The organism is Pontixanthobacter gangjinensis (assembly GCF_009827545.1).
GTDB lineage: Bacteria > Pseudomonadota > Alphaproteobacteria > Sphingomonadales > Sphingomonadaceae > Pontixanthobacter > Pontixanthobacter gangjinensis.
In genome coordinates this window covers 1806150-1829837 of record NZ_WTYS01000001.1, presented here as the reverse complement: position 1 = coordinate 1829837, position 23688 = coordinate 1806150, and the positions used below count along the sequence as shown (strand labels likewise).

The following is a 23688-nucleotide window of genomic DNA, read 5'->3' as shown; positions in this document are numbered from 1 at the left end:
GCGATTTTCGGATGTCCGAACAGCAGAACAAGGTCAGTCAATCGAAAGGAGGAAATTTCCTCCGGACGCTCGCTCGCGACCAGTCGGGCAACACCCTCGCCTTGATTGCTGCGGCTATTTTCCCGCTGCTGGGTCTTGTCGGCAGCGGTATCGACATGAGCCGCGCCTATCTTGCGTCGAGCCGTCTTCAAGCAGCTTGCGACGCCGGCGTTCTCGCCGCTCGCAAGAGCTTGGGGACGCAAGCGATTGTTGACGGTAAAGTCCCTGAAAACGTAGCGACCACAGGTCGCCGCTTCTTCAATCTTAACTTTCGCGATGGAAATTACGGCACTGAAAGCCGCAATTTCGAAATGACACTTGAACAGGATTTCGCGATTAGCGGAGTCGCATCTGTTGATGTTCCCACCAGCATCATGGGCGTATTTGGCTATGATGAAGTGCCCGTGTCGGTCGATTGCAACGCGGTATTAAGTGTTTCCGATCTTGACGTAATGATGGTGCTCGATGTCACCGGATCAATGCGTCATACGAACGTCGGCGATCCGCTCACGCGCATGGAAAGCATGAAGCAGGTTATCCGCAATTTTCACGCGCAATTGGAAGCGGCCAAATCCCCTGACAGCCGTATTCGTTACGGATTTGTCCCCTATGCAACCAATGTGAACGTAGGGCACTTGCTGGCAGATGATTGGGTCACCGATCAGTGGACCTATCAATCACGCGAGGACGCAGGGTCTACAGAGTTTACATCACCCGGGACTAGTAGCATCAATTTTCAATATGTATCGGGCACTAAGGGCACATGGGAGGTTGAATCTACCTATTCCACGGCTGATGGCGCTTGTGATCAAGTGCTGCCTCCTGAAAGTTACACCAGTACCAACACGGAGATATCCAGCGTTTCTTCGCCATTTGCTGGTCCGCCCGCTGGCACCCAAACACATGCCGAAATGGAAAAACTCGAGAATGGTGACAAATACCGTGTTGTCCTGAACGGGACCCAGTGCGAGGTCCAAAAACTAAGTTATGATAATTATCTTCAGACTTATACGAATTGGACCCGTCCCTACAACTTCACATCCTCACAATACCTTTACAAGCCGATATCCATGGAAGTCAGCGATTGGCGTGCCACATTGCCGGGCTGCATAGAAGAGCGTGCGACGACCGAGATCACCGACTATCTTAATGTCGATTTCAACCAGAACCTCGACTTGAATATTGACCTGGTACCGACAGCCGGAAATCCAGAAACACAGTGGAAGCCGTTTAATCCATCGGTCATCTACGCCCGCTCCTTCTATGACCACGGAACCGGCTCGTTCACCAAAGAAGAGAAATTGACCGCCCATACATACTCCAAAACCGGCACATGGTGGTTTTCTTCTTGCCCCGCCAAAGCGCAAAAATTGCAGGAGATGACAACGGATGAGGTTGATACCTATCTCGCGACGCTAGCGCCTTACGGCGCGACCTACCACGACATAGGGATGATTTGGGGTGCGAGGCTGATGTCACCAACAGGACTGTATGCCAGCGAAAACGCGGATGTGACCGGTTCCCCCAAAACTCGCCACATGGTATTCCTCACCGATGGCCAGACAGAGCCTTACGATTTGGCCTACGGCGCATATGGACTCGAAGGGTTGGATGAACGGCGCTGGACCCCCGCATCACCGATAACCCTTGCAGAAACAGTCGAAGCGCGCTTTGGCGTTGTTTGTTCCGAAGCCAAAAAACGCAACATCACAGTCTGGGTGATCGCCTTCGGAACCTATCTTAATGACTCGATGGTCGAATGCGCGGGCAATGGCCGCTATTTTGAAGCCGCCAGCGCATCGGACCTGAATGACGCATTCAGTTCAATCGCGAAATCAATCGGCGATTTAAGGATCCAGAAATGATCCTTTCCAGATTCAAATCGCTTCGCAACGACATCAATGGTGTTGCACTGGTAGAATTCGCGATGATTGCGCCTGTATTGTTAATGATGCTCATGGGCATTTTCGATTTTTCGTACAATATGTACGCCAATTCAATGCTGCAAGGATCGGTACAAGCGGCCGCCCGGGATTCAACTTTACAGGGTGCGACCGAAACATCAGTCGACCAGATCGTGCGTGATGCCGTGCTGGACGTTGTGCCGGACGCTACAATGACTTTCAATCGCAAAGCCTATTCCAACTTTAGCAATGTCGGCAAGGCGGAAGATTTCACCGATGTTAATGGCGATCATGCCTGCAATGATGGCGAGCCGTTCGAAGACGCCAACGCCAACGGAGTTTGGGACGCCGACCAGGGCCAAGCTGGCATGGGCGGTGCCCGCGATGCCGTCTTGTATGAAGTGACCATCAAATATCCACGCGCTTTCCCGATTGCGCCATTCATCGGGATTTCGCCGTTCCAGCAAACCACGGTTACCTCCGTTTTACGGAACCAACCCTATGGAGATGTGATTGACCGCGCAGTCACTAAGAATTGCCCATGAGCCCTTTTCGAAAAATGATCCGTCGGCTGCGCGCGAACAAGCAGGCCGTCGCCATAACAGAGTTTGCGCTGGCCACACCTCTTGTACTAACCGTTGGCTTGGCCGGTCTGGAAACGGGCAATCTTGCCATTACCAGTATGCGAGTCAATCAGGCGGCAATGCATATCGCCGACAACGCATCGCGCATTGGCGACACATCGACGCTTGCAAATCGCAAGATTTATGAAAGCGACCTCAACGATCTGTTGCTAGGTTCAAACCTCCAAGCAGGCGAGAATATCGATCTTTATGAATATGGGCGGGTTATTCTCAGCAGCCTACAGGTAGTACCGGGCAGCGACCCACAGCAGCAATATATCGCTTGGCAGCGCTGCAAAGGGCGCAAGACATCGCCGTCCACCTATGGTGATGAAGGCACCGGAAAGGACGACCCAAGCTTTGTCGGGATGGGTCCCAAGGATCAGGAAGTATTTGCAATGGAAGGCGAGCCGGTGATGTTTGTCGAGGTGGCGTATGATTACCAACCTATCGTAACCGATGCATTCTTGAGCGATACAACAATCCGGGCGACGTCAGCATTTCAAGTCCGCGCAAGCCGCGATTTGACTGAGATTTACCAAAAAGATCCAGACTCGCCGGATGATATCGCCCGCTGCGATATCTACGATTCCTATAAGGAGATCCCGCCTCCCCCAAGGAAGACTGGCAGCTGGTCATGGCTATTCAGCGATGATCCCGATGCAACGGGTCTGCCTGGTTCAAGTGGAATTGTAAGCTCTGGCTCGAGCGGGGTGGGAAGTAGCGGCGTCACGATCGGAGCAACATCAACTGGCGGCCCTGGAACGACAACTACGACGACTAGTGGTGGCGGAGCAGGGATCGGAACAACATCGGGGGGCGGTCCTGGAACGACAACTACGACGACTAGCGGTGGTAATTCAGGCAACATTGACAATGGGAATGGCGAATGGTGCCCAACGTGGGGTTGGTGGTGCTAGCACTTAATCGGGTCGCCCCTGTCGGCGACCCGGTCTCAACTTAGCCTAGTTGCGATAGCATACCTTTTTGACCGCCTCGACAATGCGCGGCGTGTCAATCAGCGCGATCTTTTCAAGATTGGCGGCATATGGCAACGGAACGTCTTCATTACAAACACGGGTGACCGGCGCATCAAGATGGTCGAAGCCATCTTCCATGCAAATTGCGACGATTTCCGAAGCGATAGAGCAAGTCGGCCAGCCCTCCTCTGCAATCACGACGCGGTTGGTTTTGGCGAGGCTATCTAGTACGGCTTGCTTGTCTAGTGGACGTAGCGTGCGCAGATCGATCACTTCAGCTTCAATACCTTCGGCAGCCAATATTTCGGCAGCTTCGAGCGATAGGCCCACGCCAATCGAATAGCTAACTATGGTAACATCGGTGCCTTCACGCATTATGCGCGCCTTGCCGATTGGCAGAACATGATCGTCGAGTTCGGGTAATTCGAAGCTGCGACCATAAACCAGCTCGTTTTCAAGAAATACCACGGGATCTTCACAACGGATTGCCGCCTTCATCAGCCCCTTGGCATCGGATGAATCATAAGGCGCAATGACTATCAGCCCTGGAACGCTTGCATACCAAGGTCCGTAGTTCTGACTGTGCTGCGCGCCGACACGGCTGGCCGCGCCATTCGGGCCGCGAAAGACAATCGGGCAACGCATCTGTCCGCCAGACATATAATTGGTCTTGGCCGCAGAGTTGATGATATGATCAATCGCTTGCATCGCGAAATTGAACGTCATGAACTCTACAATCGGGCGCAAGCCGCCCATCGCAGCGCCCGTGCCGATACCCGCGAAACCATATTCGGTGATCGGTGTATCGATCACCCTTTTTGGTCCAAATTCATCGAGTAGTCCCTGAGTTACCTTGTAGGCACCCTGGTATTCGGCCACTTCCTCGCCCATCACGAATACACGCTCGTCGCGGCGCATTTCCTCCGCCATCGCATCGCGCAAAGCCTCGCGAACGGTGACGGTTGCCATGTTTGTACCGTGCGGAATTTCGGGGTCGCTTTTCGGTTCGCTCTTAGCAGGCTTCGATGCTGACGGAGAAGGAGCCGGTGCGGGCTCAGCCGCCGGGCTCGGGGCAGGGGCCGGAGCAGTTTCATCACCCTCGCCCGATAGCGTCGCGATAACGGTGCCAACAGCTACATTTTCGGTACCTTCTGCGATCAGGATCTGGCCAATTGTGCCTTCATCGATCGACTCAAATTCCATTGTCGCTTTGTCAGTCTCAATCTCGGCAAGAATATCGCCGGAGGACACTTCATCGCCCTCTTTGACCAGCCATTTTGCGAGTGTGCCTTCTTCCATGGTTGGTGAAAGCGCGGGCATCTTAAGTTCAATAGTCATGAGTGGTACTCCTCCACCAAAACATCAGTGTAGAGTTCCGCCGGATCCGGTTCGGGTGAGCTTTCTGCAAAGTCAGCTGATTCAGCCACTCGCGCCCGGATTGCTTTATCGATTACCTTCAAATCAGCTTCAGTCTTGCCTCGGTCTGCGAGGATTTTCTTGATTGCCTCAATCGGATCGTGATGGTCCCGTTTTTCCTGAACCTCTTCACGGGTCCGGTATTTAGCCGGATCGGACATTGAATGCCCGCGATAACGATAGGTGTTCAGTTCCATCAGAACTGGGCCATTGCCGTCGCGGACATGCTTGAACGCGATTTCAGCAGCTGATCGCACAGCCAAAACATCCATCCCGTCGACATCCATGCCCGGAATACGGAATGCAGTGCCCCGACGGTGAAATTCGGTTTCTGCGGAGCCGCGTTTTACCGCGGTGCCCATCGCATATCCGTTATTCTCAACCACAAACACAATCGGCAAATTCCACAATGCCGCCATGTTGAAGGTCTCATAAACCTGCCCTTGGTTAGCCGCGCCATCGCCGAAATAGGCGAGGCAAATGCCACCATCCTCGTTGTATTTATGTGCGAGCGCTAATCCTCCGCCGAGCGCGACCTGTGCGCCCACGATACCATGGCCACCATAAAATTTATGCTCGGTCGAGAACATATGCATCGAGCCGCCCTTGCCCTTGGAAATTCCGGCCTGACGGCCAGTCAATTCAGCCATGATAACATTGGGATCAATACCATAAGCCAGCATGTGACCGTGGTCGCGATAACCCGTAATCACGCTGTCTTTGTCATTATCGAGAGCGCTTTGCAGGCCGATGGCGACAGCTTCCTGACCAATGTAGAGATGACAAAAACCGCCAATTAGACCGAGGCCATAAAGTTGGCCCGCCTTTTCCTCAAACCGGCGGATGAGTAGCATCTGCTCGTAAAATTTCAGCAACTCTTCATCACTGGCATCATAAAGAGGCGCCTCTTCATGCGCGGCTTGAAGGCTGTGGAGCGCAAAATCCTCGTCCGATTGATTAAGAGCCTGCTTCGTTGCAGGCTTCTTATCCGCTGATGCTTTCGCAGGAGCTTTCTTTGCGGAAGCTTTGCTGGTCCGAGCCGGTTTTGCCAAAGTGGAACATCCTAGACTAAATTTTCACCAGAGGAGGCGGGTCGCGCAGTGTTACGCTGTGGGAATGTCTATAAGCGCAAGTGTCAGGGTCACGCAACGCTCTGCACGCACCTGCATACGAAAACTTTGGCAAAATCCTTTACGGAATCAGCGTATTTCGGTTGAGCTATTCGCCGGCATCGGGAAGCGTGAGGACAACTTCGTCGGGATGAACAAAATTAAGATTCCTGCGAATTTCTTCGCCAGCAAGGTCCGGATCGGCATTATTGGGGTCCATCAACTCGACCCGGTTCTTCAGGGTATCGCGTTCCTCAGTAAGTGCAGCAATCTGAGCGTGACGTTGATCGAGCAATTGCAAATTCTCACCCCATGCAAGCAAGCCACTCGGCCCGGCAATTGCAAGCCCGGTCAAGATCAACAGAGCAGCAAGCGCCAATCCCTGAGTCAGCTGCTCCTTCGGCAGCGCGATCTTGTGTCCCTGAACGGTCATAATTCTCTTAGAATCACATATGATTCAACGACACAAGCATAATCTGAAATTATCTGCAATAACGCGATAGACTTCAATAGGATCGCGGCAAACCGAGAACGTGTTCCGCCAGATAGCTGAGAATCAAATTGGTCGATATTGGTGCCACCGTATACAGCCGGGCCTCGCGAAATTTTCGTTCGACATCATACTCTTCTGCAAAGCCAAACCCGCCGTGCGTCTGCACACACATATCTGCGGCAGACCAGCTAGCCTCCGACGCCAGCATTTTGGCCATATTGGCTTCTGCACCGGCGTTACCGCCTTCATCAAAGGCACTTGCAGCATCGTGGACCATCAGCTCTGCCGCGCGCATTTGGGCATAGCAACGCGCAATCGGGAATTGCACTCCCTGATTCTTTCCAATGGGGTTACCGAACACCTGCCGTTCATTTGCATATTCCGTCGCTCTCTCGATGAACCATTTGGCGTCGCCGATACATTCGGCAGCTATCAGAATTCGTTCTGCATTCATGCCGGATAGGATGTAGCGAAAGCCCTTCCCCTCTTCGCCTATCAACGCAGATGCTGAAATTCGCATGTCATCGAAGAAAACCTCGGTCGTCGAGTGGTTCATCATGGTACGGATTGGTTTAATGGTCATACCATTGCCGACCACATCACGCATATTCACGAGGAAAAGCGACAAACCCTCGGTCTTTTTTTCCACCTGCTCTCTCGGAGTTGTCCTAGCTAGCAACATCATGAGATCGGAATGCTCGGCGCGGCTGGTCCAGATTTTCTGGCCGTTCACCACATAATCATCGCCGTCTTTTTTGGCGAAAGTCCGCAAGCTGAGCGTATCGGTTCCGCTGGTCGGTTCGGAAACGCCAAATGCTTGCAAACGCAGTTCACCCTTGGCGATACCGGGCAAATAGGCCTGCTTCTGCTCATTGCTGCCGTAGCGAAGCAAAGTATTCATCACATACATTTGCGCATGAGCTGCCGCGCCATTACAGCCTGAGGCTTGGATTTCTTCCATGATTACCGCAGCAGCGTCGAGCGATAGACCGCTCCCGCCAAATTCCTCAGGGATAAGCGCCGCGAGAAATCCCGCTTTAGTCAACGCATCTACAAATTCACCGGGATAGGCCCGCTTGCGATCCTTCTCACGCCAATATTCTCCCGGAAATTCTTCGCATAGCGAACGAACAGCGCGTCTGATTTCTGCAAGTTCTTCATTTTCGATCATACACTGCTCGCTTTTTTGGATTGCAAATGGCTTGCCCAATCAGTGGTTGGCTGTCCACCTATCTTGCATGTGGCGCTCTTGCATCGGCCCGAAAAATTAGTTACAAGTGAAACCATATCGAAATTGGAGTGACCGATGCCTGACCTGTATGAAAACCCCGCCGGCCTAGATGGATTCGAGTTCGTTGAGTTTTGTGCTCCGGAACGTGGCCGATTGGAACCAGTGTTCGCCGCTATGGGCTTCACCCTAGTCGCAAAGCATCGCAGCAAGGATGTCGATCTGTGGCGTCAAGGCGGCATCAATCTGATCGCAAATTATGAACCGCGTTCTGCCGCTTGGTTCTTTGCTCGCGAACATGGCCCCAGCGCCTGCGGTATGGCCTTCCGTGTAAAGGATGCTGCCAAAGCTTATGAACACCTGATCGCTCAAGGTGCTGAGCCTGTGGCGAACGAGCCTGGACCGATGGAACTGCGAATTCCTGCAATCCGCGGTATAGGCGGCGCGATTTTGTATCTGGTCGACCGGTATGAAGGCAAAACCGGTGAGAATGATTTGTCGATTTACGACATTGATTTCGAATATTTGCCTAGTGTTGACACTCACCCGGTTGGCGCTGGCTTCAACATTATCGATCATTTGACCCACAATGTTTACAATGGCCGGATGGCCTATTGGGCCGATTATTACGAAACGTTGTTCAACTTCCGCGAGATCCGTTTCTTCGACATCAAAGGCGAATATACCGGTCTTACCTCCAAGGCGCTGACTGCGCCTGACGGCAAGATCAAGATTCCGCTCAATGAAGAAGGCGAAGGCGGTAAGGGCCAGATCGAAGAATTCCTGAAGGAGTTTAATGGAGAGGGCATTCAGCACATTGCCCTGATCTGCGACGATTTGGTCGGCTGTTGGGATCGCCTTAAAGAATTTGGCGTGCCCTTCATGACCGCCCCGCCCCAAGCTTATTACGAAATGCTAAGCGAGCGGTTGCCCGGACATGGTGAAGACGAGGATGCGCTACAAATGCGCGGCATCCTGATGGATGGTACCACTGATGGCGGTCAGCCACGCCTACTTCTGCAGATATTTGCCGAAGCTCAAGTAGGTCCAGTGTTCTTTGAATTTATCCAACGCAAGGGCGATGATGGATTCGGCGAAGGCAATTTCAAAGCGCTATTCGAAAGCATGGAGCGGGACCAAATCAACCGCGGAGCGTTAAAAGTGGAGGAAAAGGTTGAAGAGGTCGCTGAAGTTGCACCTCTGCCTGTCGATTGAAGCCAAGCGCGGAAGGGACGATTGCATGACTAGTCACCCGATTAAATTGGGCGGTGTCCATCACGCAGCATATCGCTGCAAGGACGCCAAAGAGACCGTTGAATGGTATGAGCGAGTGCTCGGCATGGAATACACCTCGGCATTTTCTGAGGACCATGTCCCATCAACCGGTGCCTATGACCCCTACATGCATGTATTCTTGGACGCAGGGAACAACAACGTCCTCGCGTTCTTCGAACTACCGCAGCAGCCTGAAATGGGGCGCGATGAAAACACCCCTGCATGGGTCCAGCATCTGGCATTCCGCGTCGGATCTGAGGCGGAGCTGTTAGCAGCGAAGGCCCATGTCGAAAGCCTCGGCATCGATGTTCTTGGCCCAACCCATCATGGCATTTTCAAATCGATCTATTTCTTCGATCCCAATGGCCATCGAGTTGAACTTGCCACAGACATAGGAACGGACGAGCAATATTCGGAGCTTAAAAAGGTCGCGATGCCAATGCTCGACGAATGGAGCGCAACCAAAAAGGCACCTCGTCATGCAGATTGGCTTCACGCCATTGCCCGGGATGAGCATAAGTCAAATTGAACCCAGATAAATCGGAACAACCGTGTTTACATGGCGTTGGGTTGGAAAATGGGGAACACTATGCAATCCGGAACTACATCGCCTCCCGGCGAGACGTACGATAAAACCGTCAACACTGTTGCAACGCTGCAAGACCAAATAGTTGATATGGGCGAAGGCATTGTCCGCGCCTTACCCAATATGGCAATTGCCTTGGTGATTATCGTTATCACTTGGCTCGTCGCAAAATTCGCGGTCAAGATTGCCGACAAGCTGATCGGCAAGACTGAGATGCGGCCGAGCCTGAAAAATTTAATTGATACCTTGGTCAGGCTGGCGATCTGGATCGTTGGTTTTATGATCGCCCTCACTGTTGTTATGCCGGGCCTTACGCCAGCTAGCATGATTGCCGGCCTCGGTATCGGCGCGGTTGCGATTGGTTTCGCGTTTCAGGATATATTTGAAAACTTCCTTGCCGGTGTTCTTATAATGCTTCGCGAAAAAATGCGCATTGGCGATGTGATCGAATGCGATGGAATTACCGGTAAGGTAGAACACATCACTTTGCGCGAGACGTATATCCGCAAACTTTCGGGTGAAGTCACTCTTGTTCCGAACTCGATGCTGTTCAAAAATCCGGTCGAGATTTTGACCGATGAAACAGAACGTCGCCATGAAGTTCTAGCAGGCGTTTCCTACGACACCGATCTGGACCAGGCTGCCGACGTAATTCGCAAAGCTGTCGAAAGCGTCGATGCCGTTCTGACTGACAAGGGCATCGACGTTTTTGCTTGTGAATTCAATTCAAGCTCTGTCGATTTTAGAGTGCGGTGGTGGGCCGGATCAAAGCCCCGCGACATGCATGAAAGCCGCGATGCGGTAATTCGCTCGATCAAGCGCGCGCTTGATGACGCCGGAATAGAGATACCGTTCCCTTATGTTACGCACACTTTCAAAGAAGCTGTGCCATTGGCTGGACAAGCTAAAGACTAGGCAACACATCTACATGACTAGGGCGTCCAATGCTTTGCTAGCAAGGGACGCCCATAATTATTTGCACTTAGCTTTCCGTAGAAAAAATCTACGAATGGTTTCTCAGTCAGCGAGAAAGCGCGGCATCGATCCAATGCTGGTTGCCTGCTGTTGCTAGCATTGCCATTTTCGACTTGGCCTGACCAACCCCGCCAAGATCCCAAATCTGCGAAATTAGCTCGGCATCTTCGTAGGTGTAAGGGACATCAGACCATTCACACTGATTTCCTTCTTCACGGCTCAAATTCAGCACGAACGGAATGTTATCGCCGATGCCGTTAAGAATCTTTTCGCCGATCTGTGCCTTTGCCTCTCCAGTATCGATACCCCACAATTTGCCGATCAGCGCCGCATCGCAATAAGTATATTTGGAAGAGAAAAATACGTTATAGGCTTGCTGCTGAACATCATGCGCCAGCACGGGTTGAGACGCGCCGACCGTGGAAAGCGCTGATGTGATAAAAAGGCCCAGAGCCAGTTTGGTCCGGCGACGTGCATTGATAGTCCGCATATAATATCCCCCTCATGTTCGGAACAGACAAGGACTAGCCCCGTTCCGCAATTTTGCCTAGTTGAAAAACTATTCGCAAATCTGCGATAATTGAAAGCTTGCTTTGCCAACTCCGGAACATGACAGCGGCCCATATCAAGGCCACCTGACGAGAATGCAGGAATTTCTTCTGGCTGCAGCCGGCGGGGTCATGGTTGCGAACGCATATTACATCCACCCGATTATTTCCGAAGTAGCAGACGGCTTTGAAGTCAGTGCGGCAACCATCGGTCTGGTCCCAGCACTGAACCAAATTGCCTTGGCGCTGGGCATATTCCTGCTGCTGCCGCTGGGTGACCGTTACAGTAACAGGCGGCTGTCAATTATCTTCGCAATCGGCCAAACTCTGGCGCTGTGCGCCATGGCCCTATCCAAGAGCTTCTGGCTATTCTTGTTCGGCTCCACTATTCTCGGCTTCTTGACTATCGCACCATATTTGCTGCCAGCCTATGCATCTAAACGAGTGAGCGGCGAGCGCTTAGGGTCAATGACCGCTACGCTTACAGCAGGAACAATTTTCGGGATATTGCTTGCCAGAACCGGCGCTGGTTTTATCGCCCAGCAATTCGATTGGCATCTGGTTTACGTCATCGCCGCAATCTTGATGGTGCTCACGACATTGACTCTACCGCTGATTATGCAAGGGCGCAGGCCGCGTGCTGACACTGGTCCGAAGAGCAATTACATCACCCTCGTCATGTCGCTTTTCCCTTTGCTTAGGGCACACCCACAAGTGGTCGTTTCAGGAATTATCCAGGCACTGAACTTCGGCATCTTCCTTTCGATTTGGCTGGGGCTGGCTTTGCATCTCACAAGCGCTGAAATGGGGTATGGCACGGATACAGTGGGCTATCTCGCAGGTTTTGCAGTCGTTGCTTTGTTCGCCACACCTAGGCTTGGCGCCTGGGCAGACAAGGTTGGAGCAAGCAAGGCCCGGTTTAGGCTAGCAGTCGTGCAGATGGCCGGCGTCGCACTACTTTGGCCATTCGGCGACAGCCTGTGGCTACTTATCATTCCGATTGTTATTATGAACACCGTCGGGCCGGCAATTGACGTTACCGGCAGAATGACCACGCTCGAACTCGCACCTGACATTCGCACGCGTTTGATGACAGGCTACATCATGCTGATGTTCATCGGAGCGGGCTTGGCGAGTTGGGCTGGAACTGCTGCATATGAATTTGCCGGCTGGCCAGGCGATGCAGCGCTAGCATTGGTTCTATCGATGGCGCTGGTGGCGCTATCGTGGCGCCAGGCGAGGAAAGTCGCGCTAAGCGCTTAGACGAATCAAAATTGCAAATGTGGTGCACCCGACAGGATTCGAACCTGTGGCCCCCAGATTAGGAATCTGGTGCTCTATCCGACTGAGCTACGGGTGCGACCGCGACGGCTCCTAATCCGCAGCGCGCAATGATGCAATCAGTTCAAATCATCCGGTGGTGCAACCGGAAAAGGCAGCGGCGATACTGCTATCCCTTCGTCAAGAAGCTCCTTCGCTTCATTCAAGGTCGCTTCCCCATGGATATTCTGCGCATCTTGCTCGCCATAATGCATTGCCCGCGATTTCTCAGCGAAGCTATCGCCAACATACTTACTGTCCTTGAGGGCTTTGGCTTGGATTTCAGGAAGCTCCCTCATCGCCTTTCCGACTTCGGGCGGCAATTTGCCATTAGTGATCGGCGCCTTGCGCTGCCCTCGAGGAGCGTCAAGCTTCTCCAATCCAGCAACTTGGCGGTTCCCCTTCGCACCCACTGACGGAGCCATTGGGGCTTTAGTCACTCCGGTCAGACCGCATTCTGGGCAAGACACCAACCCGCGCGCCGCCTGTGAGGTATATTCTTCCGACGACTTGAACCAGCCTTCAAAACGGTGGCCGCTAGGGCAAGAAAGGTCAAATACGATCATGGTGAGGTGGATTTAGGGATATCGCGGCGGTTGGCAAGACTGGGTAGTTGCGAGCGCACTTCGGCAATTCGGTCAGCCTCTATCTCGGCGAACGCCATCCCCGGCTGTTTTCCCATGTCGAGCAGCACTTTACCCCATGGGTCTACCACGAGGCTGTGACCGTATGTCTTGCGTCCGTCTTGATGTTCACCGGTTTGAGCGGCGGCGACGACGTAAGCAGATGCCTCTATGGCCCGGGCGCGCTGCAGAACGTGCCAATGGTCTTGACCAGTCGGCACCGTGAACGCTGCCGGTATCGCAATAACGTCACAATGTGCGCGACCCAGCTGATCAAACAGAACTGGAAAACGAATGTCGTAGCATATTGTCAGCCCTAGCCGGCCGATTGGAGTTTCAACTACCACTACATCGCTACCTGCCTGATAGGCGCTTGATTCCCGCCAACTCTCGCCACTGGCCAAATCAACGTCGAACATATGCATTTTGTCATAACGAGCGCGGATCTGACCAGTGGCATCAATCACCAACGAACGATTTGCAGATTTTGCTCCAGATCCTGCGACCGGAATTGATCCCAACGCAAGCCAAACTCCTGTATTCGCGCATGCGTCCCTCACCATTGAAATTGCGAGATTTTCAGCCTCAGGCACGACATGTACCGCTGCCCTCGCCCGGTTGCTATCGAGCAAAGTGGACATTTCCGGCGTGAACAGCATCACCGCCCCGCCATCAGCCGCACGTTCCAACGCATCGACCAAAACACAGGCATTTCGCTGAGGATCGATACCTGTGTTCATCTGCAAGACAGCGATGCGCGGCATTAGGACATCCTACCCGGCCAACAAATCGTCAAGTTTGCCGGCGCGCTCTAACGCAGCAAGGTCATCCGATCCACCAACATGCAAATTACCGATAAAAATTTGTGGGACGGTGCGTGCCGATGGTGCCCGCTCGAGCATACGAGCCTTATCCACGCCCCCCATACTGATGTCGAATTCGGTAAATTCCGCACCTTTGCTAGCCAACAATTGCTTGGCACGGTGGCAGAATCCGCAGGTGAATTTAGTGTAGATTTCAATTTTGGGCGCGCTCATATTCGGTCCTTTAGGTGCAGCGTTGCCCAGCATTATCAGGGCTTGAAAGGTAATTATACCTCCCTAAATGAGTAATCGTCCTGATGCCACAACGGGTCTGGATATCAACCGATGGAGCGCCGTGAAGCGCGGGCTCTATCCATGTCAAATTGCTCAATGAGGATTTGTTACTATGTCACGTTTAGATTTTACACCCTACCGCCGCAGTACAGTCGGTTTTGACCGCTTGTTCGATTTGCTTGAGAATCAAGCGCGCAGCAATGGCGGAGAGAATTACCCCCCGTTCAACATTGAACGCCGCGGCGATGATAATTACCGCATCACGCTGGCAGTCGCGGGCTTTAAACCTGCTGACATCGATATTACCGCACAGCAGAACCTGCTGACCATTCAGGGCAAAAAACGCGAAGATGCGCAGGCTGAAGGCGATATGCTCCATGTCGGCATAGCCAATCGCGGGTTCGAGCGCCGCTTCGAGCTTGCGGATTATGTTCGCGTTGAAAATGCCGGCCTCGAAGACGGGCTCTTGTCAATCGATCTGGTTCGCGAGATTCCGGACGCGATGAAACCGAAGAAGATTGCAGTGAACGGTCATACCACGCTGGAAATCGTCAAGGACGATTCAGACGAAAGCGGCGATACTTCTAACGCCGCGTAATGAATGACTTCTATGCCTTCGAATGTGGCCCCATCCAGCGTCTGCCGGATGGGGCCATTTCGTTATGCGCGCGGATTAAAGCGAATTGGGGGTAGATCCAAAGACCCACCCCCGCAGCATTTGCATGCTGCCCTGTCCGAATTTCACCGTCCGGGTCGCAGAAGACGGTCAAATCCGGAACAAGCTAAAAAGCTCGTAAATCGGTAAGTCGCTTTGTCCCGACCCTCATCACGGCCAAAGCACGAGACTTCTTTGCTTGAAAAGATTAAGAAAATAAAGGCCAGATAACGATTATGTTGCAATAAGAGACCGATTAATATCGGAAGCAATTGATAAGATCGCCAGCGCCGAAGGCCTAAACTCTAGGCAAGCCTTTGATTTACAAAGCTTATGTTCTGAGTATTATACAAGACGCGATTGATCGACCGCTGCCGAAATAAAGCCATCAAATAGTGGATGCGGGTCAAACGGGCGCGATTTCAATTCTGGATGAAACTGCACACCAACAAACCAAGGATGATCGGGGCGCTCGACAATCTCCGGCAGCAGTCCGTCAGGCGACATACCAGAGAAAACCAGCCCTGTTCTCTCAAGAGCATCCCGATAGGAGCCATTAACCTCGTACCGATGGCGATGCCGTTCCGAAATCGTCGTCTTGCCGCCATAAATCGCGCTGACTTGGCTATTTGGAGACAATTCAGCATCATAAGCACCAAGCCGCATTGTTCCGCCCAAATCGCCACCACTTTCGCGAGTTTGAATGCCCTCCTCGGTCATCCACTCAGTAATGATGCCGACAACCGGCTCAGGCGTATCGCCAAATTCGGTCGAGGACGCTTGTTCGATCCCCGCAAGGCGTGCAGCTTCGACACAGGCCATTTGCATACCCAGACAAATTCCAAGGAAGGGAACCTTGCGTTCCCGAGCGAACCGCACACTTGCAATCTTGCCTTCGGAGCCGCGCTCGCCAAATCCGCCTGGGACCAGAATCGCATGAAGTGGCTCCAATTCTGCAGCCAAATCCTCATGGTCGTTTTCAAAAACCTCAGCATCAATCCAGCGGATATTGACCTTTACCCGGTTCGCCATCCCGCCATGAACCAGCGCTTCATTGAGCGATTTGTAAGCATCCTGCAGGCCGACATATTTGCCAACCACGCCAATGGTGACTTCGCCTTCGGGGTTGAAGTAGCGGTCGGTTACATCATCCCACCGCGCCAATTCGGGTTCAGGAGCATCGGTAATCCCGAACGCTCTTAGGACTTCGCTATCGAGCCCTTCCCGATGGTATTGCAGCGGCACCGAGTAGATCGACGGCGCATCGAGCGCTGGAATGACCGATTCTGCACGCACATTGCAGAATTGCGCGATTTTCCGGCGTTCGCCTTCAGGAATGAAATGCTCACTACGACAAAGCAGGATGTCCGGTTTAATACCCAGCGCAGCGAGTTCACGAACCGAGTGCTGCGTTGGCTTAGTTTTCAGTTCCTTCGCCGCCGCAATATACGGGACCAAAGTCACGTGAACGCTAACCGTCTGCATCGGCTCAAGCTCGTTCCGCAGCTGGCGGATCGCCTCCATAAACGGAAGCGATTCGATGTCACCGACCGTGCCGCCGATTTCGCACAGGACAAAATCGAGATCATCGGTTTCAGCAAGCGCGAACGCCTTAATCTCGTCAGTAACGTGCGGAATGACCTGTACCGTGGCACCAAGATAGTCGCCCCGACGTTCGCGTGCGATAATATCCTGATAAACACGGCCGCTGGTAACATTGTCGCTTTGCCGCGCTGAAACGCCGGTAAACCGCTCATAATGCCCAAGATCAAGATCAGTTTCTGCGCCATCATCGGTCACATAGACTTCACCATGCTGATAGGGGCTCATCGTCCCTGGATCGACGTTTAGATAGGGATCGAATTTGCGAATCCGCACTTTGTAGCCGCGTGCTTGCAGCAGTGCTGCAAGGCTTGCTGCCATGAGACCTTTGCCAAGCGAGGAGACCACGCCGCCGGTTATAAATATGTACCGCGCCATGGGAGTTGGGCCTTAAGGCTGTAAATGGAGTCGGGGCAAGCAGAATGAGGCGACTAATCGTCGCAATCCACAACTCTGCCGATTAAAAAACTAAGAAAAGGAAGCAAATCCGCACCCGAAGGGCTTAATTTGTGACGTCTGCCAATGGATCGTCAGAAGGCGCTTCAGGGGCTGGTTCCGGAGCTTCGATGGTTGCGCCAGCGGTTTGGTCACCAAGGGCACCGCCCAGCGGGTCCGAACCATCTGGAACGCTGCGATCAACTGTGGACGAAATATCGTTCGAGCCTGTGGTTTCCACCGCTACAGCTGCCAGCACAATCGACAAGACAACGAAGCTGACCGCGAGCCATTTGGTTGAACGAGTAAGAAAATCTGCCGCACCGCGTGCGCTCATCATGCCATTGGGGCTTCCACCGATTCCAAGGCCCCCGCCTTCGGATCGCTGCATAAGGATGGTTACAACCAATCCTGCGGCGACCAATGCCTGAAGGACAGTAAGAAAAATAAAAAGTGACATAGACGAGATACTCTAATTTGTGTGCCTGCGCATGTAGTGCCGCCCCCTGCGAAGGGCAAGTTTAATGCATAGAGGCGCAGGAAACTATTGCTCCTGAGCCTCCGCAGCCGCGATAACAATTCCCAAGAAGCTCTCCGCAGTCAGGCTCGCACCGCCAACCAAGGCGCCACCAACTTCATCGGCTGATAGTAATTCCTTGGCATTTTCGGCATTTACAGAGCCCCCGTATAAAATACGCACTTCTTCGGCTTCTTCAGCGCCAAATAGGTCAACCAACAATGTCCGGATAGTCCGGTGCATTGCTTCGATGTCCTCTACCGTGGGGGTTCGTCCTGTGCCGATTGCCCAAATCGGTTCATAAGCGATGGTCAAAGAATCGGTCACGCTTTCGATTCTTTCTGGAAGCGAAGCCTTCAACTGACGCGAAACAAAGCTTTCTGCTTTACCTTCGTCACGGACCGCTTCGGTTTCACCGCAGCACATGATGACCCGCATTCCTGCGGACAAAGCCGCTTCCGCCTTCTCGCGAATCAGGGTGTTAGTTTCTCCATGATCTTGGCGCCGTTCGCTGTGTCCCAATATCACAAATTTGGCGCCAGCATCGGATACCATCGAAGCAGAGATATCGCCTGTATGCGCTCCATCTGCGCCCGGGTGGCAGTCTTGCGCACCGACGCCGATTTGTTCAACCTCGCGGTGGACCGCATGAAGCAATGTGAAGGGTGGCGCCAAGGCAACCTCCACCTTCATCAAACGCTGTGACGAACGGTCAATCGCGCGCGCTTCTGCGAGCATCGACCGGGTACCGTTCATTTTCCAATTGCCAACAATATAGGGCCGCTCGGCCATACCAATTTCCTGAAAACTTCAAATTCGAAAGGGGGATGTGTTTATCTTTTGCGCCATATGGGGGCTAAGTGTTGGTTTCGATAGAGCGAGTTTACGTTTTCGTCAAAAGACTTACCCACCTGTTGCGGGGAGGTCGCAGGCCCGATAAAGGAATATTCTCAAACTTAATCCGCGGGACGAAATTGTCCGGCCAACAGATTCGGACACGTCACCCACTATGATTCAGTTCTTCCGCAGGTTTTTTCAGTCGAAAATTGGTATCGTTGTGTCGTTGGCTTTTCTCGGGCTAATCGCGTTTGCGTTTGCGGCATCGGATATGTCGGGCAATTTAACTGGCAGCGTTTCGGGCGACGACCGGGTAGCTGTAGTCGGCGACGAAAAGATCAATACTGCCGATCTGGTTACCGCAGCGAATAGTGCACTTAGCAATGCGCGACAGCAGGATCCGACAATATCGATGCCAACCTTTTTGGCTCAGGGCGGGTTCGAGGACGTGCTCGACCAGTTGTTAGAACGTGCATCCATTGCGGAGTTTGGCAGGAAATACGGTCTGAGAGCAGGCGAGAATTTGGTGAACAGCCAAATCATTATGATCCCTGCATTTAGGGGGGCCGACGGCAATTTCAGTCAGGAGGCCTACACACAGTTTCTTTCACAGCAGGGGCTAACTGACAAGCTGATCCGGTCCGATATAGGTAGCGGCTTGCTGGCCCAGCAAGTCTTGCGCCCTGCAGAATTTGGCGGGCGCATTCCTGAAAAGTTCGCTTTACGTTATGCGTCTTTGCTCAAAGAGCGAAGGCAGGGTTCGATCGCAGTTGTCCCTTCTTCTGTCTTCGCGCCAACTACGGACCCATCCGACAAACAACTTAAGTCGTTTTATGATGAAACACGGAACAATTATATTCGTCCTGAACGGCGTGTGATCCGCTACTTTACCTTTGGATCTGAACAATTAAATGCACCACAAGCTCCGACAAATGTAGAAATTGCCGCTCGGTTTGAGGAAAACCGCGCTGAATATGCGCCTAGCGAGCGTCGTACGATAACCCAGCTTATTGTTCCTACACGTCAGGCAGCAACTGCCATCAGCGACCAAGTCAAAGCTGGTGGTTCCCTCGAGGCAGCGGCCAATCAGGCTGGTCTTCAGACGGCCAAAGTTGGACCGATAGCGCGGTCAGAATATGCTTCGCAGACTTCATCTGCAGTTGCTGCCTCCGCATTCGCAGCGAAACGAGGTGCAATCGCCGTCCCTGCGCAGAGCGGCCTAGGCTTCCACATCGTGCGCGTTGATTCAATCGATAAGAAAGAAGGTCGTAATTTGCAGCAAGCGACCCCGGCAATCATTGCATCACTTACTGAAGAGAAGCGTCGGCAGGCGCTGTCCGACTTGGCAGCACGCGTCGAAGATCAGGTGGATGATGGCGTCGCACTGGTCGATATCGGACAGGAACTTGGCGTAAAATTGATATCAACAAAGCCAGTTACTGGCGCTGGCCTCGTTTACGGCACAGCGCAGGAACGCGTTCCTGAATTACTGGGCCCCACCCTTCAAACGGCTTTCCAAATGGATGAGGGCGAACCGCAGCTCGCCCTCGCACAAGGAACCGACGATTTTCTTGTATTCGAAGTGACTGATATTGAGCCGTCAACCGCAGCACCAATGGCTGAGATCAAAGACGCCTTGGTCGCTGGGTGGAAACTGTCCGAAGGTTCAAAGCTTGCAAAGGCTGCAGCCGACCGGATTATGAAACGCATTGCAGAAGGGGCCACAATTACAGCTGCGATGCGCGGCGAAAAAAAGGCCCTCCCATCAGCCGATTCGATCAATTTATCGCGTGAACAGCTCGCAACATCCGGCCAGCAAGTACCTGCGCCACTGGCGTTGATGTTCAGCATGGCCCAGGGCAGCACAAAGCGTCTTGAGGCCCCGCAGAACGCGGGCTGGTTTGTAGTTCGGTTGGACGAGATCGAAGCCGGTACAATCAGCAAAGATGATCCGCTGTTTATCCGCGCAAAGCTACAACTCGATCAGACCGTGGGACAAGAATATGGTGAGCAATTGCGCTCAGCGATTGATCAGGAAATGGGCGTAGAGCGGAATGAGTCGGCAATTGAAGCCGTGCGCAAGCAGCTCGCCGGCGAATCCTGACGGGCATTCGCCGGCCCTATGACCCAGCAATCCAGCTCGACCTTATCAAACGCAGACGCCGCCCTTAGCCAGCTTAACGCGGGCGAGCCTGCGCTTGTCTGGCGTAAAATCATTGCTGATACGGTTACACCTGTGGGCGCTGCGGAGAAATTGATTGAACCGGGTCGCGGAGATTTCTTGCTCGAATCGGTTGAGGGCGGCGAAATTCGTGGCCGCTATAGCTTGCTCGGGCTTGATCCTGATCTGGTGTTTCGCGCCTCGGGTTCAGACGCGGCAGTCAATTCCGCTTGGAAGACTGACCATAACGCTTTCGAGCCCTGCGAAAATGAAAGCCTTCAAGCATTGCGCCAATTGGTGCAGGATTGCCGGATCGAAGTTCCGGATGGCCTGCCGCCTGCCCTAGCCTGCCTTGTCGGTTACTTCGGTTACGAGACAATCGGCTTGGTCGAAGAATTACCCCGTCCCCCTGAAAATGGCCTCGGTTTGCCGGACATGCTGTTCGTCCGTCCAACTGTCATTTTGGTGTTTGACGGCCTGACCGAAGAATTGTTTGCCATCGCCCCTTTATGGGCAAGCGAGACCGTGCCCGTGACGGCAATTTCCATCGCGGAAGGGCAAATTGACGAAACTTTACGCCGTTTGGCACAGGCAGCGCCAATAGCTGAAACCGTGGCCGATCTACCTCCCATGGCAATGAATCCAACGATGAGCAGCGATGACTATGCGGCGATGGTTGGCCGCGCAAAATCCTATATCGAAGCTGGCGACATCTTTCAGGTGGTTCTGGCGCAAAGGTTCACTTGCCCGTTCCCGCTCCCGCCGTTGTCGCTTTACCGCGCCTTGCGACGGGTAAATCCGTCACCGTTTCTGTATTTCCTCGACTTGCCAGGATTCGCTGTCGTCGGTTCGAGCCCTGAAATTCTGGTGCGCGTTCGCGATGGTGAGGTCACCATCCGTCCGATCGCAGGGACGCGGCCCCGCGGAGCCAATAGCGCCGCCGACCAGTTGGCCGAGGACAGCTTGCTAAACGATGCCAAGGAATGTGCCGAACACCTGATGCTGCTTGATCTTGGTCGCAATGATGTCGGCCGGGTCGCCGCACGCGGCACGGTCGAGGTCACCGATAGCTTCACCGTCGAGCGATACAGTCACGTGATGCATATCGTAAGCAATGTAGTTGGGCAGCTTGACCCTCAACATGACGCACTCGATGCAATGTTCGCAGGTTTCCCCGCTGGAACCGTTAGTGGGGCACCCAAAGTTCGCGCCTGCCAAATCATTGCCGAGTTAGAGCCCGAGACACGCGGTGCCTATGCTGGGGGCGTCGGTTATTTCGCGCCAGATGGTTCGGTCGACAGCTGCATTGTTCTGCGTACCGGCGTGGTGAAGGACGGAACGCTTCATGTACAAGCTGGCGCAGGCATCGTCGCCGATAGCGTAGCAGAATATGAACAGCGTGAATGCGAAGCCAAAGCGGGCGCCTTAATCGCCGCCGCCAACGAAGCTGCCATAGTCGCGACAGAACCAGGGTTTGGACAGTGAAAAAACTAATCCTTTTGGCAGCGTTGAGTGTGCTTAGCGCTTGCAATCCAGAGCCTGAGGGTCAGCCTGTACTGCGGACCGAGATTGGCAGCGGCGTGGCAGAAGAAGCCGAGATTGCAGCTGCGGTCAGGGCATCGGCGTGCAAAACCATCACATTTGAAGGCGAAAAGTTCACTGATTGCATCGCTGACCCTGCCAAGCACACGATTACAACCGCGCTTGGTCCAAAGGGCAAAGAACCATACCGCAGCCTCGCCAACTTGGCCGGTGGACGCGGAAGCGACGCACCACTGATCGCCTTTGCGGTAAACGGCGGGATGTTCGATAAGGCAGGCAAGCCGATCGGCTATTATGTCGAGAACGGAAGCCGTACCAAAGAGCTTAGCCGGACTGACGGACCGGGGAATTTCCATTTGAAGCCCAATGGCGTGTTCTTCGGAAGCCGCGGGAAGTGGGATATTCGCACATCGGATGATTTTTACAGCAATGTCGGTGACAGGCCCAACTTTGGAACACAGTCCGGTCCGATGTTGGTAATAGACGGCAAGATTCATCCCGAGATCACCGAAAATGGGCCGTCAAAAGCGGTCCGCAATGGGGTTGGTGTTGATGCCGAAGGTCGCGCACATTTCGTGATATCAGCGGGGCCAATTTCCTTTGGGGTGCTCGCCAGACTTTACCGCGATCAGCTGAAAACTCCCGACGCGCTGTTCCTCGATGGTAATGTCTCTGCCCTATGGGACCCGGCCAGCGATAGATTGGACATGGGCGCTCCGCTAGGCCCGATGATCGTGGTTGAAATGAAGGAATAGGCACATGAAATACGCCCGCACATTATACCCTTCGATAGAGCCCTATGACACAGGCATGCTTGATGTCGGTGACGGGCATACAATCCATTGGGAACGTTGCGGCAAGCCGGGCGGTAAACCCGTGGTATTCCTGCATGGCGGCCCGGGTTCGGGATGCAGTCCGAAACAGCGGCAGCAATTTGATCCTAAGCTGTATGATATTCTATTGTTCGACCAACGCGGTTGCGGAAGCTCACTGCCGTTTGCCAGCCTTGACGACAACACCACTTGGCACATCGTTGCTGATATAGAAAAGCTGCGCGAAATGTGTGGCCATGACAAATGGCAGGTATTTGGCGGAAGCTGGGGATCGACGCTTGCGCTGTCTTACGCTCAGGCGCACCCGGATCGCGTCACTGAACTGGTTTTGCGCGGGATTTTCCTTTCGCGCCAGACGGAACTCGATTGGCTGTGCAAATATGGCGCGAGCGAACTTTACCCAGAGGCTTGGGCCGATTTCACCGGGCTTATTCCCGAGGAAGAACGCGGAGATATCATCGAAGCCTATCACCGCCGCCTGACTGGCAATGATCCAGCGGTCCAACTGGCGGCCGCGAAAGCCTGGAGCATGTGGGAAGGCCAGACAGTCACGCTTTTGCCCGATCCAGCAATGCTCGAAGAATTTACCGAAGACAGTCACGCAATCGCAATCGCCCGGATCGAAAATCACTATTTCCGCAATGGGTGTTTCCTTGAAGAAGGGCAGTTGCTGACCAACGCCGACCGCTTAAAAGGGATTCCCGGTGTGATCGTTCAGGGACGTCACGATTGCTGCACCCCTCCATCGGCTGCTTTCGCGCTCAAACAAGCATGGCCTGAAGTAGAATTGCAAATTGTCGACGATGGCGGGCATTTGTTCACTGAACCGGGCATCACAGACGGGCTAGTCCGCGCCACCGATCGTTTCGCGGGCAAGTCTGCATAATGAC

General features: G+C 53.4%; 23 protein-coding genes and 1 tRNA gene. 12 read left to right on the top strand and 12 right to left on the bottom strand.

What is annotated here, in order from left to right:
• The first annotated feature begins 11 nt into the window (after positions 1 to 11).
• From GRI36_RS08610 to GRI36_RS08600, 3 genes are read left to right on the top strand one after another with little or no spacing between them, the layout of a single operon-like run.
• Positions 12 to 1904, top strand: coding sequence for a TadE/TadG family protein (locus GRI36_RS08610; RefSeq protein ID WP_160598088.1), 1893 nt, complete (start codon positions 12 to 14; stop codon positions 1902 to 1904).
• On the top strand, positions 1901 to 2488 hold the full coding sequence (locus GRI36_RS08605; RefSeq protein WP_160598087.1) for a TadE/TadG family type IV pilus assembly protein: 588 nt from the start codon (positions 1901 to 1903) through the stop codon (positions 2486 to 2488). Before GRI36_RS08610 ends, GRI36_RS08605 begins: the two co-directional genes overlap by 4 nt.
• Positions 2485 to 3486, top strand: a complete 1002-nt coding sequence (locus tag GRI36_RS08600; protein WP_160598086.1) for a TadE/TadG family type IV pilus assembly protein — start codon at positions 2485 to 2487, stop codon at positions 3484 to 3486. Before GRI36_RS08605 ends, GRI36_RS08600 begins: the two co-directional genes overlap by 4 nt.
• 45 nt (positions 3487 to 3531) lie before the next feature.
• Here GRI36_RS08600 and GRI36_RS08595 read toward each other — a convergent pair whose 3' ends face one another.
• The 4 genes from GRI36_RS08595 to GRI36_RS08580 form a co-directional block, all read right to left on the bottom strand.
• Complete coding sequence (locus GRI36_RS08595) at positions 3532 to 4884, bottom strand: pyruvate dehydrogenase complex E1 component subunit beta (RefSeq protein ID WP_160598085.1); 1353 nt, start codon at positions 4882 to 4884, stop codon at positions 3532 to 3534.
• Positions 4881 to 6014 (bottom strand): pyruvate dehydrogenase (acetyl-transferring) E1 component subunit alpha, encoded by a 1134-nt coding sequence (gene pdhA, locus GRI36_RS08590; protein ID WP_160598084.1) that lies wholly within the window; start codon positions 6012 to 6014, stop codon positions 4881 to 4883. The genes GRI36_RS08595 and pdhA overlap by 4 nt, the downstream gene beginning before the upstream one ends.
• A 166-nt stretch (positions 6015 to 6180) precedes the next feature.
• Positions 6181 to 6504 (bottom strand): FtsB family cell division protein, encoded by a 324-nt coding sequence (locus GRI36_RS08585; RefSeq protein WP_160598083.1) that lies wholly within the window; start codon positions 6502 to 6504, stop codon positions 6181 to 6183.
• Between the two features lie 73 nt (positions 6505 to 6577).
• Complete coding sequence (locus GRI36_RS08580) at positions 6578 to 7735, bottom strand: acyl-CoA dehydrogenase family protein (protein ID WP_160598082.1); 1158 nt, start codon at positions 7733 to 7735, stop codon at positions 6578 to 6580.
• A gap of 135 nt (positions 7736 to 7870) precedes the next feature.
• Here GRI36_RS08580 and hppD point away from each other — a divergent pair, with 135 nt between their 5' ends.
• From hppD to GRI36_RS08565, 3 genes are read left to right on the top strand one after another with little or no spacing between them, the layout of a single operon-like run.
• A complete protein-coding gene (gene hppD, locus GRI36_RS08575) occupies positions 7871 to 9007 on the top strand; it encodes a 4-hydroxyphenylpyruvate dioxygenase (RefSeq protein WP_160598081.1) in 1137 nt (378 codons plus the stop codon).
• A 25-nt stretch (positions 9008 to 9032) separates the two neighbouring features.
• Complete coding sequence (locus GRI36_RS08570) at positions 9033 to 9596, top strand: VOC family protein (protein ID WP_160598080.1); 564 nt, start codon at positions 9033 to 9035, stop codon at positions 9594 to 9596.
• A 60-nt stretch (positions 9597 to 9656) separates the two neighbouring features.
• The gene (locus tag GRI36_RS08565) at positions 9657 to 10568 is read left to right on the top strand and encodes a mechanosensitive ion channel family protein (protein WP_160598079.1); all 912 of its coding nucleotides are present in this window, start codon (positions 9657 to 9659) and stop codon (positions 10566 to 10568) included.
• A 106-nt stretch (positions 10569 to 10674) separates the two neighbouring features.
• Here GRI36_RS08565 and GRI36_RS08560 read toward each other — a convergent pair whose 3' ends face one another.
• Positions 10675 to 11118: a hypothetical protein gene (locus GRI36_RS08560; RefSeq protein WP_160598078.1), complete on the bottom strand. Its 444-nt coding sequence runs from the start codon at positions 11116 to 11118 to the stop codon at positions 10675 to 10677.
• 154 nt (positions 11119 to 11272) lie between these two features.
• Between GRI36_RS08560 and GRI36_RS08555 the strand changes: the two genes are divergently transcribed.
• A complete protein-coding gene (locus GRI36_RS08555; RefSeq protein ID WP_160598077.1) occupies positions 11273 to 12439 on the top strand; it encodes an MFS transporter in 1167 nt (388 codons plus the stop codon).
• Positions 12440 to 12459: 20 nt separating this feature from the next.
• Here the strand turns inward: GRI36_RS08555 and GRI36_RS08550 are convergent.
• From GRI36_RS08550 to grxC, 4 genes are all read right to left on the bottom strand, one after another.
• A tRNA-Arg gene (locus GRI36_RS08550) sits at positions 12460 to 12536 on the bottom strand.
• A 40-nt stretch (positions 12537 to 12576) separates the two neighbouring features.
• Entirely contained in the window at positions 12577 to 13062 is a 486-nt protein-coding gene (locus GRI36_RS08545) for a DUF1178 family protein (protein ID WP_160598076.1), read from the bottom strand.
• Positions 13059 to 13883 carry a carbon-nitrogen hydrolase family protein gene (locus GRI36_RS08540; protein ID WP_160598075.1) on the bottom strand — a complete coding sequence of 275 codons (825 nt, stop codon included), beginning with the start codon at positions 13881 to 13883 and terminating at the stop codon, positions 13059 to 13061. Before GRI36_RS08540 ends, GRI36_RS08545 begins: the two co-directional genes overlap by 4 nt.
• Before the next feature lie 9 nt (positions 13884 to 13892).
• On the bottom strand, positions 13893 to 14156 hold the full coding sequence (grxC, locus tag GRI36_RS08535; RefSeq protein ID WP_160598074.1) for a glutaredoxin 3: 264 nt from the start codon (positions 14154 to 14156) through the stop codon (positions 13893 to 13895).
• Positions 14157 to 14328: 172 nt separating this feature from the next.
• Here grxC and GRI36_RS08530 point away from each other — a divergent pair, with 172 nt between their 5' ends.
• Positions 14329 to 14814: an Hsp20 family protein gene (locus tag GRI36_RS08530; protein WP_160598073.1), complete on the top strand. Its 486-nt coding sequence runs from the start codon at positions 14329 to 14331 to the stop codon at positions 14812 to 14814.
• A gap of 402 nt (positions 14815 to 15216) precedes the next feature.
• Here GRI36_RS08530 and GRI36_RS08525 read toward each other — a convergent pair whose 3' ends face one another.
• From GRI36_RS08525 to tpiA, 3 genes are all read right to left on the bottom strand, one after another.
• A complete protein-coding gene (locus tag GRI36_RS08525) occupies positions 15217 to 16851 on the bottom strand; it encodes a CTP synthase (RefSeq protein ID WP_160598072.1) in 1635 nt (544 codons plus the stop codon).
• A 124-nt stretch (positions 16852 to 16975) separates the two neighbouring features.
• Positions 16976 to 17368 carry a preprotein translocase subunit SecG gene (secG, locus tag GRI36_RS08520; protein WP_160598071.1) on the bottom strand — a complete coding sequence of 131 codons (393 nt, stop codon included), beginning with the start codon at positions 17366 to 17368 and terminating at the stop codon, positions 16976 to 16978.
• Positions 17369 to 17452: 84 nt separating this feature from the next.
• Positions 17453 to 18217, bottom strand: a complete 765-nt coding sequence (tpiA, locus tag GRI36_RS08515) for a triose-phosphate isomerase (protein WP_160598070.1) — start codon at positions 18215 to 18217, stop codon at positions 17453 to 17455.
• Positions 18218 to 18434: 217 nt separating this feature from the next.
• Here tpiA and GRI36_RS08510 point away from each other — a divergent pair, with 217 nt between their 5' ends.
• Genes GRI36_RS08510 through pip form a run of 4 tightly spaced genes read left to right on the top strand, consistent with a single transcriptional unit; the run spans position 18435 to position 23684 of the window.
• Positions 18435 to 20366, top strand: a complete 1932-nt coding sequence (locus GRI36_RS08510; protein WP_160598069.1) for a peptidyl-prolyl cis-trans isomerase — start codon at positions 18435 to 18437, stop codon at positions 20364 to 20366.
• An 18-nt stretch (positions 20367 to 20384) separates the two neighbouring features.
• A complete protein-coding gene (locus GRI36_RS08505) occupies positions 20385 to 21908 on the top strand; it encodes an anthranilate synthase component I family protein (RefSeq protein WP_160598068.1) in 1524 nt (507 codons plus the stop codon).
• On the top strand, positions 21905 to 22720 hold the full coding sequence (locus GRI36_RS08500) for a phosphodiester glycosidase family protein (RefSeq protein ID WP_328598368.1): 816 nt from the start codon (positions 21905 to 21907) through the stop codon (positions 22718 to 22720). The genes GRI36_RS08505 and GRI36_RS08500 overlap by 4 nt, the downstream gene beginning before the upstream one ends.
• Positions 22721 to 22724: 4 nt before the next feature.
• The gene (gene pip / locus GRI36_RS08495; protein WP_160598066.1) at positions 22725 to 23684 is read left to right on the top strand and encodes a prolyl aminopeptidase; all 960 of its coding nucleotides are present in this window, start codon (positions 22725 to 22727) and stop codon (positions 23682 to 23684) included.
• Positions 23685 to 23688 lie beyond the last annotated feature (4 nt).

Excerpts from the sequence above, each read along its gene's own strand:
- GRI36_RS08610 (WP_160598088.1), top strand. The coding sequence starts at position 12 with ATGTCCGAACAGCAGAACAAGGTCAGTCAATCGAAAGGAGGAAATTTC.
- GRI36_RS08605 (WP_160598087.1), top strand. The coding sequence starts at position 1,901 with ATGATCCTTTCCAGATTCAAATCGCTTCGCAACGACATCAATGGTGTT.
- GRI36_RS08600 (WP_160598086.1), top strand. The coding sequence starts at position 2,485 with ATGAGCCCTTTTCGAAAAATGATCCGTCGGCTGCGCGCGAACAAGCAG.
- GRI36_RS08595 (WP_160598085.1), bottom strand. The coding sequence starts at position 4,884 with ATGACTATTGAACTTAAGATGCCCGCGCTTTCACCAACCATGGAAGAA.
- GRI36_RS08585 (WP_160598083.1), bottom strand. The coding sequence starts at position 6,504 with ATGACCGTTCAGGGACACAAGATCGCGCTGCCGAAGGAGCAGCTGACT.
- GRI36_RS08580 (WP_160598082.1), bottom strand. The coding sequence starts at position 7,735 with ATGATCGAAAATGAAGAACTTGCAGAAATCAGACGCGCTGTTCGTTCG.
- hppD (WP_160598081.1), top strand. The coding sequence starts at position 7,871 with ATGCCTGACCTGTATGAAAACCCCGCCGGCCTAGATGGATTCGAGTTC.
- GRI36_RS08570 (WP_160598080.1), top strand. The coding sequence starts at position 9,033 with ATGACTAGTCACCCGATTAAATTGGGCGGTGTCCATCACGCAGCATAT.
- GRI36_RS08565 (WP_160598079.1), top strand. The coding sequence starts at position 9,657 with ATGCAATCCGGAACTACATCGCCTCCCGGCGAGACGTACGATAAAACC.
- GRI36_RS08560 (WP_160598078.1), bottom strand. The coding sequence starts at position 11,118 with ATGCGGACTATCAATGCACGTCGCCGGACCAAACTGGCTCTGGGCCTT.
- GRI36_RS08555 (WP_160598077.1), top strand. The coding sequence starts at position 11,273 with ATGCAGGAATTTCTTCTGGCTGCAGCCGGCGGGGTCATGGTTGCGAAC.
- GRI36_RS08545 (WP_160598076.1), bottom strand. The coding sequence starts at position 13,062 with ATGATCGTATTTGACCTTTCTTGCCCTAGCGGCCACCGTTTTGAAGGC.
- GRI36_RS08540 (WP_160598075.1), bottom strand. The coding sequence starts at position 13,883 with ATGCCGCGCATCGCTGTCTTGCAGATGAACACAGGTATCGATCCTCAG.
- grxC (WP_160598074.1), bottom strand. The coding sequence starts at position 14,156 with ATGAGCGCGCCCAAAATTGAAATCTACACTAAATTCACCTGCGGATTC.
- GRI36_RS08530 (WP_160598073.1), top strand. The coding sequence starts at position 14,329 with ATGTCACGTTTAGATTTTACACCCTACCGCCGCAGTACAGTCGGTTTT.
- GRI36_RS08525 (WP_160598072.1), bottom strand. The coding sequence starts at position 16,851 with ATGGCGCGGTACATATTTATAACCGGCGGCGTGGTCTCCTCGCTTGGC.
- secG (WP_160598071.1), bottom strand. The coding sequence starts at position 17,368 with ATGTCACTTTTTATTTTTCTTACTGTCCTTCAGGCATTGGTCGCCGCA.
- tpiA (WP_160598070.1), bottom strand. The coding sequence starts at position 18,217 with ATGGCCGAGCGGCCCTATATTGTTGGCAATTGGAAAATGAACGGTACC.
- GRI36_RS08510 (WP_160598069.1), top strand. The coding sequence starts at position 18,435 with ATGATTCAGTTCTTCCGCAGGTTTTTTCAGTCGAAAATTGGTATCGTT.
- GRI36_RS08505 (WP_160598068.1), top strand. The coding sequence starts at position 20,385 with ATGACCCAGCAATCCAGCTCGACCTTATCAAACGCAGACGCCGCCCTT.
- pip (WP_160598066.1), top strand. The coding sequence starts at position 22,725 with ATGAAATACGCCCGCACATTATACCCTTCGATAGAGCCCTATGACACA.